Origin of the sequence: Fodinibius saliphilus (genome assembly GCF_005869845.1) — a bacterium.
Lineage (GTDB): Bacteria > Bacteroidota > Rhodothermia > Balneolales > Balneolaceae > Fodinibius > Fodinibius saliphilus.
Window position 1 is genome coordinate 1474910 of the sequence record NZ_VAWF01000001.1, and the last position, 18921, is coordinate 1493830.

Sequence of the window (18921 nt, forward strand, 5' to 3'; positions counted from 1 at the left end):
AAAGAGGATCTGTTATGGGACGAGCAATGTTAATTATTTGTGCAGGTTTATTTATAGCACTGGGAATAGTTTCGGTGAGCACCTCGGAGCAGGGTAAAACAATGACTGAGAACGCAGCTGTATATGCCAACGAAACCAAAGCTTTAAATGCAGCCCACACCGCTATTCAAATTGCCATGCAAAAGCTAAATGAAAATAATGGCAAAACTTGGGCGAAGTCTCATGATTCGTCTAACCCTTGGGAAACAACTATAGACGGAGCAGAAACCACACTCTACATCGATTATATGCATGAATCGGCTAACTACTGGGACCCCGATTCAATTCGATTAGTATCTAAAGCTGAAACCATTTTTGAAGACAGCGCAACTACCACAACATATGAAGGTCAGGTAACCAGTGTCTATCTTAAAGCCCCCTTTAGCAATCTTGTTCCGGAGTTTAAATCTGCCCTCACTATTGCAACAAACCAAGTGGCTCCCTTTAATGCGGGAGGTAGTGCTTCAATCTCAGGAAATGCTCCCTCTGGAAGCGGTTGTGAAGACAAGCCTGTAATGACTATTGCTGAGCAGGCAGGTGGGAGTATGGATAGTACCAGTTATGCCAGTGAAATGAATGACATTGAAACAAGTGGAAGCCCCAAAGTAAAAGTTGATAAAGATTTAAACTATCAACCCACTGATGAACTTATTGCACGCCTCGAAGATTCGCCCGATAGAGTAAATGTCGGAACAGACTATAAAGACTCATTAGGCACCGCAAGTGATCCCGGTGTATTCTTTATTGAAGAAGGAACAAACCTTACCGGTAAACAGAGTTCAGGGTATGGCATTATTGTTGTAAAATCGGGTGCACAGATGCAATATGACGGTGAGCTAAAAGTAGCGGGTAACTTCGAATTTAACGGCCTCATCATTTTTGAAAATGCATACGATTTCCAGGGGAAAGGTACTCCCACCGTTAATGGGTCTGTACTTATCGGAAATACAGAGGACTACACAGATGATATTAATGTTGATATTAGTGGTAATATTCACTTGCAATACGACTGTCAGGCAGAAGAATATGCAAAGATGGCTGCTTCCGATGCAGTAGATCAATATAAGTATACCCGTGTGGTTACACTACAACAGACCCAATCTATTAAAAACTGACTCTCACGTTGTATTTATAAAGCACACTTATTAATCTTAAAATTTACTAATGCAGAGGAACCTCTCCTCTGCTTTTTTTATTTTTATATGTAAATACAGAAAAGCGGCTATAAATCTAATACAGGGTTTCATTCGTATAAATAAGAGAAACCAAACCCCAATTTTCAGTCGATCAATAAGGTTAATGAAACAATTAATACGCGCTTTAGGGTTCTTACTTTTATTCTCTTTTTTCCTTGTCTTTTCTATGATTGCACAGAACAATAATTCTAATGTATCGGTCTCTGTTTCTACTAGCATTATAAGTTCTATTGAGATGGTCACCTTACAATCGATGACTCTCAATCAAGCTCAGGAAGAAAATCAACGCATTGTCATCGATCCACTGACCAGCAATGATGCCGGCAAAATGATGGCTATGGGTACTCCAAATTCTGATATCCGGATAAGCTTTCTGGAACAGCGTGCAATAACACAAGCTAGTGGTAACGAGAACTTATTGTTTAACTATGAAGTAGCTGCTAACCAACAAAACGACCAAGCTACAGCTGAAATACTTGGTAATGAAAATCGGGATTTTAGGTTTAATGACGAGGGGAAACTGTACCTTTGGATAGGCGGGAATGTTGATATTTCGGCTGCCACACCGGGAAGTTACCAAGGAGAATTCACCTTAGAAATTGAATATATATGAAAGTCAGCAAAATAGCCTTATTTCTTTTCCTTGCCTTTGCTATTCATGTTGATAGCAATGCACAGGAAATCAATTTTGGTGACTATGGTAATTATACTCTCACTGTTGGAGAGTTGAATAATAATGATCTTGAATATGGGCAAATCATAAGTGGATCCGGCTTGCATTCTATTGATATTAATAATGCCAAAGTACTAACCATTTCAGGCGTACAATACCTTGATGTTATTGTAGAGGTAACCGGGGCAAACAGTCTCTACCTGAATGGTAACCCTGGGCATACCGGAGATTCTCAAAAATCGATACCTTTTACACTTAAAGCTGCCTATGCTAACAGCAAAGGCACACCTACCATTGGGCAGGCGAAATTCATCACCAGTATTACTAATAATTCTTTTATCAAACAGTTTCCCATATTGGAAAGACAACATCAACCGCCGGGGCCACCCCCAACTCCCCCAACCAATGCTTTTGACCAGTCCCAAGTCGAAGAAACAGCTTATTTATATTTATATGGAGATATTAATGTAGGCAACGTTGATGCTGGTAATTACTCAAGCACTATTGATGTCACCGTGAATTATGACTAGCACTTATAATACCATAAATACAGGCATATTGCCTTTCTTTTCTCTATTGTTAATTCTACTGTTTCCCTGCTACAGTAATGGGCAATTTGTCGACCTTACCCTTAACATTGATACCAAGATCTCAGCTCAAACAGAGCAGTTTTTAAATTTCGGAACCATTACTACCAATAGCGGGCAACAAACAATAGATTTTGGCAGTCCCGATATGGGTATTTTCAGTATTACAGCGCTGGAAAATCAAACCCTGTTATTACAGATTAATACGCCTAACCAGCTTCGACACAATGATCCTTCTGTTACAGATCTGGTCCCTATAAGTTTATTTAGCCGTTATGGATATTCGAAACAAAACTTTCAGGAATCTTTTCCTCTGCAAAATGAAGTGGTAAGTATAAAAGTAGAAGCTAATGCTGATCCTTCTCCTTGGAATACCCTTTATCTTTTCATTTATGGGTCAGTTAACATAGGCGATATTGTTGATGGTATGTATTCAAATAACATTAGCCTAAACGTCGAATATATCTAAGGATTAGACATAAACATTTTAATAATCTATTTCTTAGAATTTCTTAATTAAAGGTATCACATTTTTATTCCTATTTTATTATTAATAAGAAATATCGGGTTTATTAAAATCATCGACGGCTAAAATACAATCCATTTTCATTTTTTCTGTACTTCAAAATGGAGTATCTGAAATATTATAAGCTATTAACCCAAATTAGAAGCTTCTTAATTAACAGAACTTAATTTTAAATAACTTTCAAGTTATTTAGTTTCAGTTAAGAATAAGAAAGAACTTATTTCTAAAACCTAAATATCATTCATACATATGAAACGGTCATTATCTCTACTCTCGGTTATAGCGTTCCTACTTGCATTTAGTAGTAATGCTATTGCACAAACAGAAGTTACGGCTTCAGCAACCATTGACGCAACGATTAATGCAACCGTCAACAGTAATGTGCAGTTTGGTTCTTTTTCTAGTTCTCAAAACGTTGACGCTACAATCGACCCTACAGGCTCTAATTCAAATGTAGGTACCGGAACTGTTAGTAATGGTAATGTGCATGTACAAACTTCTGGTGGGCAAGGCCTTAGTATCAGTTGGTCGGCTACAGACCTCACCGACGGCAGTGGTAATACTCTTACATATAACGAAACTGTTTATGGTAATTCATCAGATACAGACGACGCTTCAAGTGCCAGTGAATTAAGTTCTGGTGATACGGCTACTGCTACAAGTAATGGAAATTACTATATATATGTTGGGGGTACTATCCCAGGAAATAGTATTAATGGAGCAACTGGTGGTAGTTATGATGGTAATGTAACATTGACCATTGCTACCAATTAAGCTCTTCAAAAAAGACCATTTCAAAAGCTCCAAGAATTAACTTGGAGCTTTTTTTATACCTAAGAACATTACATATATTATAGCCTTATTTTTTGTGATCAAAGTATATCTTTATGAACATATTTGGACGAAAAATTACGACTAAGGCTGCCCTATTATTTGTTATTGCTTACATTACTTGTTTGTCATCCCTTGCCTCTGCACAGGTAAGTATTGCACCTACTGCTTTATTTTTTGACAATCAAAATCGATTCCAATCTCTCACCATAAGTAATGGTGGACAACAAGCACAGGAGATTTCAATCACTAGTAAATTTGCCTATGCGGCGAGTCGAAATGGCAATTTAGTCTTTGTTAAAGATTCAACTTTAGCTAAAAAGAAATCAATATCGAATTGGATCAAAGTATTTCCAAAAAACTTTACGTTACAAGCTCAAGAAAGACAAATTGTACGTTTTGTAGTCCGCCCGCCAAACAATTTAGAAACAGGTGGATATTGGGCACGGGTTCAAATTCAGTCTAATCCGGTCTCCCCACCTATTGAATCAGTTGCCGAAGATCAAGTAGGAGCCCAAATCAATTTGGTCGTCAATCAAATCATTAACGCATTTTATCATACCCCCAATGCGCAAACCATTATCAGTGCTCCTTCAGTCAGTTTCACTCAAGTTGACAGTACAGACACTGGGACTGTTAGCTTAAGTATGGAACAAACCGGGGACGCACCTTTTGTCGGTTCTATCAGCTTTTCATTAGTAGATCAAGAAGGGAATACTGTTTATCAAACACGAGCTACAACTTCTGTTTTTACCTCCCTTACAAGAAATTTCACTATTGATCTTACTGATGTTAAACCTGGGCAATATCAGATTTCAGGTCGTATTATTTCTGAAAGACGTGATATTAGTCAGGAAAACTTGTTACAAATAGAACCAGTCAATTTTGAAAAAAAGGTACTGATTGAGTGAACCTCTGGCGCAAGACAAAATTTTTTCTTGGTGGAGCAGCCATAATGCTGCTGTTTACCACATCTCACTTGGCTCAAGCTCAAGATCGTTCGTCAGAGGCCACAGAAGTTTTTCTTTCTTTTCAATATGAGGGAGTAGTCAGTGTTTATATTACAAGCTATTATAAAGATGGGGAATTCTTTTTACCCGTCAATGAACTCTTTGACCAGTTACAGGTTCAACACGAGGTTAATCAAGGGAACCTTACCATATCCGGTAATTATTTGGGACAAAGACCATATCTTTTTGATTTTAAGAATTTAATTGCCAAGGCAGGTGATACTGAAGTAAAGCTTCAGCAGGAAAATTTTCTCATAAAACAGATCGACTATTTCGTGCGGCCGGTATTCTTTAAAAAATTATTTGGGCTGTCATTTGAGTCAAATTTCAATAACCTCACTCTGGATCTAAATACAGAAGATAAAATGCCTGTTGTTGCTCAGTACGAACGACAACAGCAACGTCAACGACTAAGTCGTCAAGAATCCCTCTATGACTCCGACTATTATCCTCTTCTTTATGATCGGAATTATGCAACCCTTGACGGTACCTTTGTCGATTATAACTTTTCAGGAGTATACACCAACAGCTCACGCTTATTCACCTTTAGTAATGCTATTGGGGCTGAACTTGCCGGAGGAGATATTCAAGGAAGCTTATTTGGTTCACTATCTCAACAACAAACCTCATTTACGACAACCAATCTCCGCTGGCGCTATGTTCAACGGAATAACAACTTTTTCAGCAGTGGAATCCTTGGCCAAACAAATACTGAAGGTATTACAAACAGATCCATTACCGGCTTTAAAATATCCAACAAACCGGTTGAACCTCGCCTGTTGTTCGATCGATACGTAATTGATGGTAATGTAGTGCCCCAATCAGAAGTAGAATTATATCTTAACAACAGGCTGGTAGATTATCAAGAGGCCGATCAAGCCGGTAACTACCGATTTATGGTTCCCCTGACGTATGGGAGTACAAATTATTCTATTCAGATTTATAAACCTTCCGGACAAACAGTTGAACAATCGAGCCGTATTCAAATTCCATTTGATTTTGTTCCCAAGGGAGAGGTTGACTACACTCTTAGTGGTGGTCGGTTGCAGAATCCCCTTATCGGGACTAATTCACGTGGTTATACAGGAGCAGCGTCAATCTCTGCTGGTGTTTCAAACTGGCTAACTGCTAATCTATCTTCAGAATATCTCACTGCTTACCACACCGGTATTCCTGCCTTCACGGGTACCTTAAATGCGCGGTTATTTTCTAATTACTTAGTAAGTGCAAGCGTTAATTCCGAAAACTTTTATCGCCTTACTTCAAGTGTAGTATATAGTAGCGGTGCTAGCTGGAACCTTTCTTACAATTATAATCCTGGAGACAGTCAACTTTATAATATCGGTGGAGGCAAACAACAACTTCGAGCAAGTCTTTTCACCCCTTTTCAAATTGGAATTATTCCTTTAAATATACGATGGAGCACTACCTATAGAGAAAATAGATTCAATACTATCTATCAGTATCGCGCTGATTTAAGTTCCCGTATTGGTCGTCTCAATATACGTGTAGGCTATCGAGATCAGCAAACGGGATCACTTTCTTTTTATCCGACTTTTTCTTCTCAACTTACCAACTCATACACCTATTCCATTGGTAGAAATCAAGATACTCCTCGCCTGCTACGCGGGATGTTTATACGGGGTCAACTTACCTATCTGCCGGGAATTGAGGAGTTTGAAGAAGTTGAATTTCAACTATCTCGAGAACTTTTTCAACAAGGCCGTATTCAATTTAACTATGGACACAACTTCTTAGGAGGCTTCAATTCACTAAGTTTAAATATCACTATTGATTTCAATAATGTTCGCAGTAATTCTACGGCACGGCTTACAAATTCAAACTATTCATTTACTCAAAACCTGCGTGGATCCATTGGCTATGATCCCAGCGCCAATCAATTGCTGCTAAACAATCGTCAACAAGTCGGGCAATCTTCAGCAGCTGTACGACTCTTTGTTGATAACAATAACGATGGCAGCTACCAACAAAAAACCGACCGGGTAATTGATGAACCCGCAGTTCGACTTAACCGATCAGGTGGACGAAATTTTGTTAAAAAAGGGGTTAACTATATTACTCAGCTCCTTCCCTATTATCAGTACAATTTAGAAATAAACAAAGGAGCTATTAGTAATCCATTATTGGTTCCTGAAGTTGAAAATTTCTCTATTGTCACTGATCCCAATCAATATAAAACAATTGAAATACCATTTTATCAGTCGGGGGTTATTTCCGGAAAGGTTCAACAAAAAAAGGATAGTACGACAGTCGCATTGAGTGGAGTTAGAATCTACCTTGAATCAAAAGATGACAAGAATAATGATAATTCATTTAACAAAGAGGTACGTACTTTTTCTGATGGATCATTTTATGCTTATGAAATTCCACCAGGTAAATATGACCTCTATATAGATCCGAATCAGCTTGATTTTTTAAACTCGGTATCAAAACCGGATACATTGGATGTCACGATTAAGGCACTGGCAGAAGGTGACTTTAAAGAAAATTTGAACTTCATTGTTACTAAAAGACGAAACTCTGAAAAAATAAAAAAAGATACGTTAATAGGTAAAAAAACTAATAATTTACCTCAAAGTGATGAAACACGGTCAAACCGTATCCCGAAATCGGAGTATCAAATACAGTTAGCCAGCTTTACAACTCTAAAGAAAGCAAAAAAAGTTGCACTTGAAGCAAGTCAAAAACTGGGGGGAGCCTTTTGTGTTATACAAAACGCTGCTACAAACCTATTTGCTATTCGTAACACTTCTTTATTGAAAGAAGATCAAGCCATCGAAACCATTCTTTCTTACCATGAAAATAATTACAAAAGTGCCGCTATCGTTGTCATTAAACATAAAGACAATAATCCCAATACCGAGCAAAAAGAATTTATGCAGATTGGAGCCTTCCAATCACATCAAAAGGCAGAAGTATTTGCGAAAAAATCATCGCTTAAATTAGATAAAGAAACAGCCCTTACTTATCACCCCAAAAGTGACCTTTATAAGGTTTACGTTAATGAGATAGATCAAAAAGACAATAACTTAGAGAGACAATTCACTATTGTTAAAAATGAAAAATCTTTTCAAAATGCATATATCAATGAAAGGAATAATATTCAGATTGCTGCCTTTAATAAACATTCAAAAGCAAAAGCTTTCAATACTGCAGCATCACAAATCTTGCAAGAAAAGCTTTCTATTTATCATGATAAACCCAATAAGCATTTTAATATTACTATAGCTAAGGATTTTAAAAATAAAGATGAACAAAAAGCCTATCTAAAAAAAATAACGGATAAAGCAGATATATATAGAGATGCGTTTATTACTTCTTTTGATAATGAACCTGTAGTAAATATAAGCACTCAGGAGAAAATGAATTTTTCCTATCAAATATATATAAAAGACTCAATTACGGAATCGGATAAATCATATCTGGCATCGCTTTTAAATTCTTCAAATACTAAAACAAATATACAAACCTATAAGGAAAAGTTTGTAGTTTTCGACCATGTTTCTTCATGGCAACAAACCCAAAAAATTCAACAAAAACTCCTAAAAGACTCAGTGATTGGACATCCCATTGTCATTTTCATTGAGAAATAAGAACGGCATCTTCTTCAGCTCTCTCATTTACCAACTTTTCTTCTAATGGTACTGAATTGTTGTACTAACTTTACCTTTATACGTTCCAGCCTTTAGTTCACCTCGGGAAAACCCCAACAAGGATAAAAGAGAAGTATTTCTACCTGATTGTTGCACCTCTTGAATAACTTCCAATGAAATTTCATTTCCTTCCGAATTCGTTAAAGTAATAACCTCAGGTGTATTAATAAGAGCATTATCTTTTTGGATACCAGTCAGTTTTAACGAACCAATTTCTGAGCCATACTTTTCCGACAAAGTTATTTTATTCTTACTAACTGTCTCGATGCTGTTACCTTTTACTACATTAACACTTACTCTCATTGTAGCTTTTGCTGCTTGTCCATAAGAAATGCCAGCAGTTGCTGCTACAAATATAAACAATATGAATAGACGCTTATACATGGTGGGAGTCCATTTTCTTTTCTGTTATCTAACTCTGCTCCCAATATATTAAAAATTTATAAGATTAATAAATTCTAATATTGATTAATTATTTCTAACACATTATATACCACAGGAAAACCGACAAGGAGTACTTTTACAAAAGTTAGAATTAAACGAGAGTTGAATTAATAAAAAAGGTCTCAAACCAGTAGATTTGAGACCCTTAAAATGGATTACTAGCAAAAGATTTTAAAGAACCATACCTAACGGATTCTCTAACATACCTTTTAATGTGTTTAAAAATTTAGCAGCACTAACACCGTCAACAATACGGTGATCACTGGAAAGCGTAACTTTCATACGTTTTCCGGGAACTACTTCTCCGTCTTCAACCACAGGGACTTCACGAATAGCTCCAACCGCTAAAATACAGGCATTGGGAGGATTGATGATTGCAGTAAATTCTTCAATTCCGAACATACCAAGGTTACTGACAGTAAAGGTACTGCCTTCCATCTCTTCGGGCTGTAAACTGCGGTCTTTGGCTTTATCAATAAGCTCTCGTCCTTCGGCAGCGATCTGTTGTAACCCTTTCTGGTCTGTATTATCAATTACCGGGGTTACCAATCCTTCATCGATACCTACAGCAACCGCAATATTTACGTCACCATGTTCAATGATTTTATCTCCCTGCCAAGAACTATTAATATCCGGATGTTGCCGCAGAGCCGTAGCAGATGCTTTCACAACAATATCGTTGAAACTGATCTTAGTATCACTAATCTCATTAATCTGCTTCCGCGCATCCCAAACCGGCTGCATATCGATATCAATAGTTTCGTAAAAATGCGGGCTGCTGAATTTGCTCTCAGAAAGACGTCGTGCAATTGTTTTACGCATTTGACTAACACGATGTTCCTTATCTTCCCTTGAAGCAGTAACAACAGGTGCAGTTTGGGAAGGCTCATACGATTCAATATCTCGTTTTATAATACGCCCATGGGGGCCAGAGCCTTTCACCTTTGCAAGACTTATACCTTGCTCTTCGGCCATCTTTCGAGCCAATGGTGACGCCTTGATACGACCATCACCAGTCTGTCCGTTTTCATTTCTATCCAACTCATTAAATACAGGATCATAAGCTTCATCATCCTGTTCTTCAGCAGCTGTATCAGCATTTTCTGCCGTACTACTATCCTCAGCTGATTGCCCAGACTCTGTTTCTTTTAGAATATCACTGATATCCTCGCCTTCCTCTCCGATAACTGCCATAAGACCACCCAACGGAACAGCATCCCCTTCTTCAGCGAGTACTTTAAGAATTGTACCAGCATCAAAGACTTCTACTTCCATTGTTGCCTTATCAGTTTCCACTTCAGCAATAATATCACCGGATTTAACTTCATCTCCTTCTTCTACATTCCACTTAGCAATAACGCCTTCTTCCATTGTATCGCTAAGTTTGGGCATTTCAACCTTAATTGCCATAGTAACAGTTCTTAATTTTAATATTTAAATTACTTGCGATAAGTAACAGTATTAATTGCATCGATAACCTGATCCGGACTGGGTAACCACTCATCAAATAGATTCTTAGCAAAAGGGGCATTTGTGTCCGGAAGGGTAACCCGCTGTACAGGGGCATCCAGATAGTCAAAAGCTTCGCGCTGTATTAAATACCCGACCTCGGCAGCCAATCCACCAAATGGATGTGCTTCATCAACAATTACACAGCGGTTGGTCTTTTTAATCGACTTAACAATCGTTTCTATGTCCAGCGGCTTCACCGTACGGGGATCAATAATTTCGACTTCCACCCCCCCATCCTTAGCTAATTTCTGGGCTGCTTGTGTGGCAACATGATACATTTTACCATGAGCAACCACCGTAACGTCGCCACCTTCACGCTTCACCTTTGCTTTTCCGATAGGAATCGTAAAATCGTCTTCTTCAGGTACTTCCCCTTTTAGCCCATACATCTGTTCCGACTCCATAAATAACACAGGATTATCATCTCGTATTGCAGATTTTAGTAATCCTTTGGCATCAGCCGGCTCGGAAGTATAAATTACTTTGAGCCCAGGAAAATGTGCATACATTGCATCATAGGAAACAGAGTGTGTAGCACTTAACTGCCCCGCAGAAGCATTGGGACCACGAAAGACGATCGGGACATTAACTTGCCCGCCCGTCATATATTTTACTTTTGAAGCATGGTTGATAATCTGATCAGCTGCTAGCACTGCAAAGTTAAAGGTCATAAATTCCACGATAGGTCGCAGCCCATTCATTGCAGCTCCTACCCCAATACCGGCAAAGCCAAGCTCCGAAATGGGGGTATCAATCATCCGCTTCGATCCATATTTATCAAGCAGACCTTCGGTTACTTTATAGGCTCCGTCATACTCGGCGACTTCTTCACCCATTACAAAAATATCTTCATCCTGGGCCATCTCTTCATCGATTGCAGCCCGTATTGCTTCTCTGAATTGTAACTCAGCCATTTCTATGTAATTATTTCAAAAATTGTTGATTCGTAATTAATCCACATTCAGTCTTAGGTATGGAAAGGATAATCATCTTCCGCAAACATATGATCATATAACGCTTCTTTTTCGGGATAGTCACTTTCTTCAGCAAATTCAATTGCTTCCATTACCGTGTCTTCGACAGAACTTTTAATCTCTTCCACCTTATCTTCGTCGATAATATCCTCATCCAACAAGTAGTTCTTCATACGTTCAACCGGATCAAGCTTCTCATACTCTTCAAGCTCTTCCTTAGTCCTATATTTCATAGGATCAGACATGGAGTGACCACGATAGCGATATGTTCGAATCTCAACAAACCAAGGCTGAGAGTTTTCACGGATATCAGTGGCAATCTCTTTCATTTTTTCGTAGACGGTAAACACGTCCATACCATTCATTACCATCTTCTTCATATCGAAGCCATCAGCCCGATCAACAATTTCGCCGGTTGAATGTCGATGTACAGCTGTTCCCATGGCATAGCCGTTGTTTTCTACCGCGTAGATACAAGGCAGCCCCCAGTTTTGGCTCATATTCATAGTCTCGTGTAATGCGCCCTGAGGAACTGCACCATCCCCAAGAAAACATGCTGTTACCCGACCATTTTGCTTATACTTATTAGCAAAAGCAATTCCCCCACCAAGAGGAATATGTCCACCTACAATACCATAACCGCCCCAAAAATGCTCTTCGATATTAGCAAAGTGCATAGACCCGCCTTTACCATTGGAACAGCCTGTTTCTTTTCCATAAAGCTCTGCCATACCCTCTTTAGGCGATACGCCGCGTACCAAGCCCCAGCCGTGGTCACGATAGGCTGTTATAATATCATCGTCATCATTCAGCGCATATGCCGTTCCGGTTGAGATAGCTTCTTGCCCCATATAAAGGTGAAGGAATCCTCCGAACTTTCCTTTTTGATACATCTGCATCGCTCGCTCTTCAAATCGACGCTGCAAATACATCTGATCATACATATCTATCACATCATCATCGGAAAGCCCAAGCTCATCATGCTTTTTATCAGTGGGTTCAGGTAGTTCGGTACTGCGTATAATTTCTCCGTTCGTACGGATACCTGTTCCCGTTGGGGTAAAAGTAACTTCTTCTGTTTCTTTCTTTTTATCAGCCATAATATCTATCTACAGCAAGTTGCTGTTACAACGTTTCAATTGGAATTTCAAAAAAATCAGAGTCCGGAAATATACCTAAAATATTCGAAGATTACAGGTTTTCCCTTACTCTAAATGTTTGTTGATTATAGACGGTAACTGATCAAACACCTCATTCAGTTTTTCAGGCCTCCGTCCCCCTGCTGTAGCAAGGTTAGGCTGTCCACCGCCTCCGCCGCCGAGCATTTGTCCAAGATCACCGACTAATGCCCCGGCTTGAATATCTTTCTTCTGGATTAAATCATCTGTAATAGCAGCCATTACATACACCTTTCCTTCATCCATATCCTTAGCACCAAGAACAGTAATGGTCTCTTTCTTACTTTTTTCCAGGGATTCATAACCGAGTTGTTTCAACAGGTCCATATCAGCATTAGAAACAGTACCGGCTACCAATTTAATACCATTATCCAGTTCAGTGGCATTACTTAAAAGTTCTTGTAGCTTAGAAGCACTCTGTTGATGCTGCAGTCGTTCAACTTCTTTCTCCAACTCTTTACGTTCTTCAACAAGCTGGTGAATATCTCGTACCAGGTCTTGACTCTGCCCCAGCTCGGCTCGAATATTTTGAACCAGCTCTTGTTCGGAACGCAGATATTTATCTACACTTTTACCCACTATCCCTTCAATACGACGAATTCCGGCAGCGGCCGATGATTCACCAAGGAATCGAAAGTAACCGATCTCACCGGTAGCATCCACATGTGTACCACCACAAAGCTCCATAGAATAATCAGAATCAAAGGTAATCACTCGTACCTTATCACCATACTTTTCACCAAATAGCATAGTCGCGCCGCGCTCTTTAGCCTCATCAATAGGCACATTACGATCTTCTTGTTTACGGATATTTTGCTGAATACGATCGTTTACGATCTCTTCAATTCTGTGTAACTCTTTCGACGTAATTTGCTCAAAATGAGAGAAGTCAAATCGCAGGTGATTCTCATCGACCAGTGACCCTTTCTGCTGCACATGATCTCCCAGCACCTCTTTTAGTGCGGCATGCACCAAGTGGGTAGCTGAGTGATGCTTTCTAATCTCCTTTCGTCGTTCAACATCAACAGTTGCTTCCCATTCTCCGCTGGGGTCCTCAGGGAGTTGATCTACAAAATGGATATACCCGTCAGTCGATTTTTGAACATCCAAAACACGCAGATGCTCATTTCCATTACTGATAATTCCAGTATCGGAAACTTGTCCCCCACTTTCGGCATAGAATGGGGTTTTATCCAAAATAATCGCATTTTTATCTTCCTCTTTCCGAAGTGCTTTAATACTACTTTTAGTAGATATTAAATCATATCCTACAAATTCAAACTCATTACTTTCGGTTACGGTAATCCAATCAGCATTTCCACTCTGATCGATGTCAAACTTTCCAGCAGCACGGGCTCGTTCTTTCTGTTCCTTCATCCGCTTATTAAATCCTTCTTCATCAACACCCACACCGCGCTCACGGGCCATCAGCTGGGTAAGGTCAATAGGAAAACCATAGGTATCATGCAGCTTAAAGGCATCTTCACCAGAGATTTCATCTTTACCTTCAATCATCTCATTGAAGAGTTCAATCCCCTGCCCCAAGGTATTTAAGAAACTTTTCTCTTCAGAACGAACAACATTTTCTACATAATCTTCCTGCTGTACCAGCACGGGAAATACATTCTGAAACTGCTTGGCCAAAGTAGGTACCAATTTATGGAAGAAGGGGGCTTTAAGATCCAACTTATCCCAACCATAGCGGATAGCACGTCGTAAGATCCGACGAACTACATAGCCGCGTCCGTCATTACCGGGGGAAGCACCATCAGCAATAGAAAAACTTACCGCCCTGATATGGTCGGCAATCACTCGCATTGCAATATCCGTCTCCTCATCCTGCCCATATCTGACACCCGCCAGTTCACCAATTTTACTAAGCAAGGGCTCAAAAAGATCGGTATCATAGTTCGATTTCTTATCCTGCAGAACTGCACAAATCCGTTCAAAACCCATTCCGGTATCAACGTGCTGAGCGGGCAACTTTTCAAGGGACCCATCGGCTTGGCGGTTAAATTGGATAAATACCAGGTTCCAGATCTCAATCACGCGCGGGTCATCCATATTCACCAACTCCGCCCCATCCTTCTCTTTTCGGTCTTCATCAGGACGAATATCCACATGTACTTCTGAGCAAGGTCCACAAGGCCCGGTATTGCCCATCTCCCAGAAGTTATCTGTTTTATCGAACTTTAAGATATGTTCGGGATTAATCGAAGTTTCTTCTCTCCACAGATCAATAGACTCTTGATCTACAGGGGTTCCATCATTTTCATCTCCCTCAAAAACAGTTGCATACAGTCGGTCAGGCTCCAGTCCCCACTCATCCACTAAGAGTTCCCAAGCCCAACGAATCGCTTCGCGTTTAAAGTAGTCACCGAACGACCAGTTCCCAAGCATCTCAAACAGGGTATGATGATAGGTGTCATGGCCAACTTCCTCAAGGTCATTATGCTTACCACTCACGCGAATACAACGCTGGGTATCTACTGCTCGCTGCCATATTTCTCCGTCCTCTTTATAACCAGCTTGTTCGCCCATAAAAATAGGCTTGAACTGATTCATCCCTGCATTGGTGAACAATAGTGTTGGATCATTCTGAGGGACAACTGGTGCACTTGGAACATGCAAATGTTCTTTCTTTTTAAAAAAATCAAAAAACTCCTGTCGAATTTCAGCAGAACTCTTGTGGGACATCAAACATTAATTCTTAGTTATGGATTCTTCGGACGGTTGAAAATAGCAAAAATTCCCGTTGAACTCACCTTTAAAAGCCTGTTAATATTTTGATCCTCAAAAAAGCGGTTAGCCCTATTTTTAAGCAGTAATGTACAATTATGGTTGCGGAAACCTAGACTCAAAAGAAGAGGTAGGATAACCCGTTAAATAGAAGGTAACTCCTATGGGATTATAATAGGAAAGGGAATAGACTATGCATCTATTCCCTTTGAAAAACACAAAACAAGGTAGAAAGACCGTTTAGTAGACCTCTACAAAAGTACGAGGTGAAGGTTTCACATAACGCTTCATGTCTCTGTCATCCCAATCAGTAGGTTCTTTGCCTGCTGCCGGTTCTCTCAAATCCAGATACTGATGTAGTCCCTTTTGTGCCAACGCGGTATAAATTCCTCGTTCCATACCTTTCAGACCACATATATACATTAATGTGTTTTCCTTCTCTAATAAGGGATCCAGCAATTCGGTATCATCCCATAAAGCTGTTTGTACATATTTTTTAGAACCATCTTCGCGCCGATCTTCACGAGAAACACGGGGAAGATAGTGAAAGTTTTCCTTTTCCAAATCCAGCTCCTCAAAGTAATCAGGATACAGTAAATCTGTTCGATAAGGACATCCAAAAACGAGTACAATTTCATTTTCAAAACCTGCATCCATAAGCTCTTTAATCATACCACGGTATGGTGCGATCCCTGTACCCGTTGCAAAAAATATATAGTTGAAGTCTTGGCTGTTTTCGGGCAGCAAGAACCGTCGTCCACTGGGGCCGGTCATTTTTACGGTATCTCCCGGTGATAAATCAGCCAAATAGTTAGAACAGACCCCTAAATATAGTGTGTTATCGTCCAACTCTTCGATCGTACGTTTTACAGTAGTAGAGACCAAGTTCGACTCTCCCCCTTCCCCTTCTGTGGGAGAAGAAACTGAATACAATCGCAACTTATAATCACGACCCTTTTCGTTTTTACCAGGAGGGAGAATACCAATAGATTGCCCAACCCGCACATGATTTTCAAGCTCCGTTCCCCCTATATCAAAAGTCATGTGACGCACGTAATTAGGACTACTGGCCTTACTACATATTCTGTTTTCCACAACTGGAACTTCCACAGGTTCGCGGGGGGTATATATATTCAATTCAACTTCCGGAAGCTTAATCTCGGACATAACGTAAAAATAAAATCTTATTTAGAACTAATTTAAATGGCTTTGAAGTTGTAAAGCTTCAGCCAAATAAACAACCGCAAAGTAAAATATTTTTGAAATCTAATTAACGGGTTCTATAGGGGATTTCTGTAAGTAATCGAAACAATACTATTCACCTAATACTATATAAGATTGGCAGAGTAAAAACTGTATTTTGTTTTCCTCTTATTCAAATTAGAAAAGCAAATTAGGTTATAGTCTGTCCCTGTGATATATGATTTTAGAATCCGTCCACTCGGCAACCACAAATAAACCTGACTTTTTATTAGAGATGCAATACTGCCGTTATCAAATATTGAGACAGCGGTTCTATCACGTATTCCTCCAAGCAAAGGTAAGCGGAATTGAGATCAAAGAGACAATACCGGAATAAAAGTTAAAAAGAAGACCTAACAAGATTACTAACAACAGAACACGTTACTGATTACTGATATGATATCGAATAAGCTCTTCTATGGAGGGGAGTTCTCCCCCTTTTTGTTCAATAAATGCTTTGGCTTCTCGAGTAGAGACCCCTGTGTCTTTCAAGCGGATTAGCTCTTCTTTTGTTATATCAGTATACCCCAAATCATGTAAATTACTGGTGAAGTAAGCCGTAACATCATGTTGTCGCAATTCAATAAGTTCATCCACGGTAAGAGTATACCCCAACTCCTTCATCATAGCAGTGAAAGTACTGGAAACATCATTCTGGCGTAGCTTTACAACCTCATCTAAGCTAAGGTCGGTATAGCCAAGGTCACGTATCCTGGAAGTAAAAGTAGCTGTCACCCCCTGTTCACGTAACTCAATTAACTCTTCTCTGCTTAAGTCGGTATAACCCATCTCTTCCATCCATTCTCCCATACCTTGTAACAACTCTTCATTAGGCTGGTTTACCCAATTTTGAAAAGCTGTTACCGAATCCTCTACCGAAGGAGAATCACTGAACTGGAGGTAGTTAGCCCCGGCATAAAGCAAAAAGCTACCTAAAAAACCGGCAAATAATATCTTTTTTATCCATCCCGGAGAAGATAATCCAAATTGAAATAATCCGTTTGATCGATTTTTCTTTGCCACCGGGCGAGACAAAACCTCTCCTTGCTCCAGTGATTTGAGCTCTTCTTTAAGCTTTTGAAACTTAGCGGCCATAATTAGTTGGTTTTTTATTACATAAACATGCAATTACTATATACGGCCCTCAAAAGAAAAAGATTCAAAAGCTATGAGGCCATATTAAAGGATCTATTAAGCTCTGAAAAAGTAATCGGTTTAGACAAGAAATCAATATAATCACTGGACTCGATCTGATCCATATGTAGTTTATCAGTATTGCCAGATATATATATAACCGGGGTATCTAATTTTTCACGTATTTTTGTCATTGCTTCAATACCATTGATATTTCCCTTGAGTCGGATATCCATCAAAATGATATCAGGTTCATAATCAAAAGCGGCGGTAATAGCCTCTTCACCAGAACTGACTTTATCTACAACCTCATGCCCCATATTACCGACCATGCGCTCTATAAGCATAGATATAATCAACTCATCTTCTACAATCAATACTTTCTTTGTTTCCATACAGAAAAACGGTCCAAACAAATATTTCTCGTTAACAGTTTGTGATTGCAAGAGTAATAAAACTGCTTGGTGTTACAAAATGGGATTAACTTTTTTTTACCCTTCCACAACAAATTGAACTCTATTAGAAATAATTAACAGGAATTATAAACATTTGTTTGAGTAATATCCTTATTATTTAACTTAACTTACTTACTGCATTGATAGAATTTGTGGTAGTAAAAATTTTATCTATAATTCGAGAAAGAAATATTTATTAAAAAAAGTTGAGATGGATGCAGAGACACTGACAATGGTTTTTTTCATTGGCGGAATTCTACTCATGATTGTAGAAGCCATGATCCCAGGTGGCGTTTCTTTTTTCTTGGGCGTAAGCGGACTTATTGTAGGCGCACTCCGCTGGTTTGGGATTCTGGACAGTCCAGCTACCTCGGTCATCACTTGGCTTTTCACTTCAGTAGCACTCATTCTTGCAATGCGTCCTATATTAATGAAGTATTGGGGCGGTGAAAGTAGCTATAAACTAGCTAATGAAGACGTTGAGGCGATGGATGAGGTTGTGGAAGTTATTGAAACAGTAGATGCTGAAAGCCAGTCAGGAAGAGTACGGTTTCAAGGAATCTCTTGGAAGGCAAAAACACTAGAGGGAGAAATTCCCGCCGGATCAAAGGCGAAAATTCGCTACCGAGATAATGTAACCTGGATTGTAGAGCCACTCGACGAAATTGAACAATAAATTTTAACACACATCTTTATTATTAACTTTT

16 protein-coding genes are annotated in these 18921 nt (G+C 39.2%); 8 read left to right on the plus strand and 8 right to left on the minus strand.

The genetic code is table 11. The features are described from left to right. Positions 1-14 precede the first annotated feature (14 nt). The 7 genes from FCN14_RS06180 to FCN14_RS06210 all read left to right on the plus strand — a co-directional run bounded on the left by FCN14_RS06180 (position 15) and on the right by FCN14_RS06210 (position 8476). Positions 15-1154, plus strand: a complete 1140-nt coding sequence (locus tag FCN14_RS06180; protein WP_138430339.1) for a hypothetical protein — start codon at positions 15-17, stop codon at positions 1152-1154. 184 nt (positions 1155-1338) lie between these two features. Beyond that, positions 1339-1848: a hypothetical protein gene (locus tag FCN14_RS06185; protein ID WP_138430341.1), complete on the plus strand. Its 510-nt coding sequence runs from the start codon at positions 1339-1341 to the stop codon at positions 1846-1848. Continuing rightward, positions 1845-2438 carry a hypothetical protein gene (locus tag FCN14_RS06190; protein WP_138430342.1) on the plus strand — a complete coding sequence of 198 codons (594 nt, stop codon included), beginning with the start codon at positions 1845-1847 and terminating at the stop codon, positions 2436-2438. Before FCN14_RS06185 ends, FCN14_RS06190 begins: the two co-directional genes overlap by 4 nt. After that, positions 2431-2964 carry a hypothetical protein gene (locus tag FCN14_RS06195; protein ID WP_138430343.1) on the plus strand — a complete coding sequence of 178 codons (534 nt, stop codon included), beginning with the start codon at positions 2431-2433 and terminating at the stop codon, positions 2962-2964. The genes FCN14_RS06190 and FCN14_RS06195 overlap by 8 nt, the downstream gene beginning before the upstream one ends. 306 nt (positions 2965-3270) lie before the next feature. Continuing rightward, positions 3271-3795, plus strand: coding sequence for a hypothetical protein (locus FCN14_RS06200; protein WP_138430344.1), 525 nt, complete (start codon positions 3271-3273; stop codon positions 3793-3795). A 113-nt stretch (positions 3796-3908) separates the two neighbouring features. After that, the gene (locus FCN14_RS06205; protein ID WP_138430345.1) at positions 3909-4763 is read left to right on the plus strand and encodes a fimbrial biogenesis chaperone; all 855 of its coding nucleotides are present in this window, start codon (positions 3909-3911) and stop codon (positions 4761-4763) included. Then, the gene (locus tag FCN14_RS06210) at positions 4760-8476 is read left to right on the plus strand and encodes a hypothetical protein (protein ID WP_138430346.1); all 3717 of its coding nucleotides are present in this window, start codon (positions 4760-4762) and stop codon (positions 8474-8476) included. Before FCN14_RS06205 ends, FCN14_RS06210 begins: the two co-directional genes overlap by 4 nt. A gap of 42 nt (positions 8477-8518) precedes the next feature. Here FCN14_RS06210 and FCN14_RS06215 read toward each other — a convergent pair whose 3' ends face one another. The 8 genes from FCN14_RS06215 to FCN14_RS06250 form a co-directional block, all read right to left on the minus strand. Next, on the minus strand, positions 8519-8920 hold the full coding sequence (locus FCN14_RS06215; protein WP_138430347.1) for a hypothetical protein: 402 nt from the start codon (positions 8918-8920) through the stop codon (positions 8519-8521). Positions 8921-9151: 231 nt separating this feature from the next. Next, positions 9152-10390, minus strand: a complete 1239-nt coding sequence (locus FCN14_RS06220; protein WP_138430348.1) for a pyruvate dehydrogenase complex dihydrolipoamide acetyltransferase — start codon at positions 10388-10390, stop codon at positions 9152-9154. A gap of 29 nt (positions 10391-10419) precedes the next feature. Further along, positions 10420-11406, minus strand: coding sequence for a pyruvate dehydrogenase complex E1 component subunit beta (locus FCN14_RS06225; protein WP_138430349.1), 987 nt, complete (start codon positions 11404-11406; stop codon positions 10420-10422). A 53-nt stretch (positions 11407-11459) separates the two neighbouring features. Next, a complete protein-coding gene (gene pdhA, locus FCN14_RS06230) occupies positions 11460-12566 on the minus strand; it encodes a pyruvate dehydrogenase (acetyl-transferring) E1 component subunit alpha (protein ID WP_138430350.1) in 1107 nt (368 codons plus the stop codon). A 105-nt stretch (positions 12567-12671) separates the two neighbouring features. Further along, positions 12672-15341, minus strand: coding sequence for an alanine--tRNA ligase (alaS, locus tag FCN14_RS06235; RefSeq protein WP_138430351.1), 2670 nt, complete (start codon positions 15339-15341; stop codon positions 12672-12674). A gap of 282 nt (positions 15342-15623) precedes the next feature. Then, positions 15624-16550, minus strand: a complete 927-nt coding sequence (locus tag FCN14_RS06240; RefSeq protein ID WP_138430352.1) for a ferredoxin reductase domain-containing protein — start codon at positions 16548-16550, stop codon at positions 15624-15626. A gap of 456 nt (positions 16551-17006) precedes the next feature. Next, positions 17007-17720 carry a hypothetical protein gene (locus FCN14_RS06245; protein ID WP_138430353.1) on the minus strand — a complete coding sequence of 238 codons (714 nt, stop codon included), beginning with the start codon at positions 17718-17720 and terminating at the stop codon, positions 17007-17009. 71 nt (positions 17721-17791) lie between these two features. Further along, positions 17792-18154 carry a response regulator gene (locus FCN14_RS06250; RefSeq protein ID WP_138430354.1) on the minus strand — a complete coding sequence of 121 codons (363 nt, stop codon included), beginning with the start codon at positions 18152-18154 and terminating at the stop codon, positions 17792-17794. Positions 18155-18425: 271 nt separating this feature from the next. On the opposite strand from FCN14_RS06250, the gene FCN14_RS06255 reads away from it, so the two are divergent. After that, the gene (locus FCN14_RS06255) at positions 18426-18890 is read left to right on the plus strand and encodes an NfeD family protein (protein WP_138430355.1); all 465 of its coding nucleotides are present in this window, start codon (positions 18426-18428) and stop codon (positions 18888-18890) included. Positions 18891-18921: the final 31 nt, after the last annotated feature.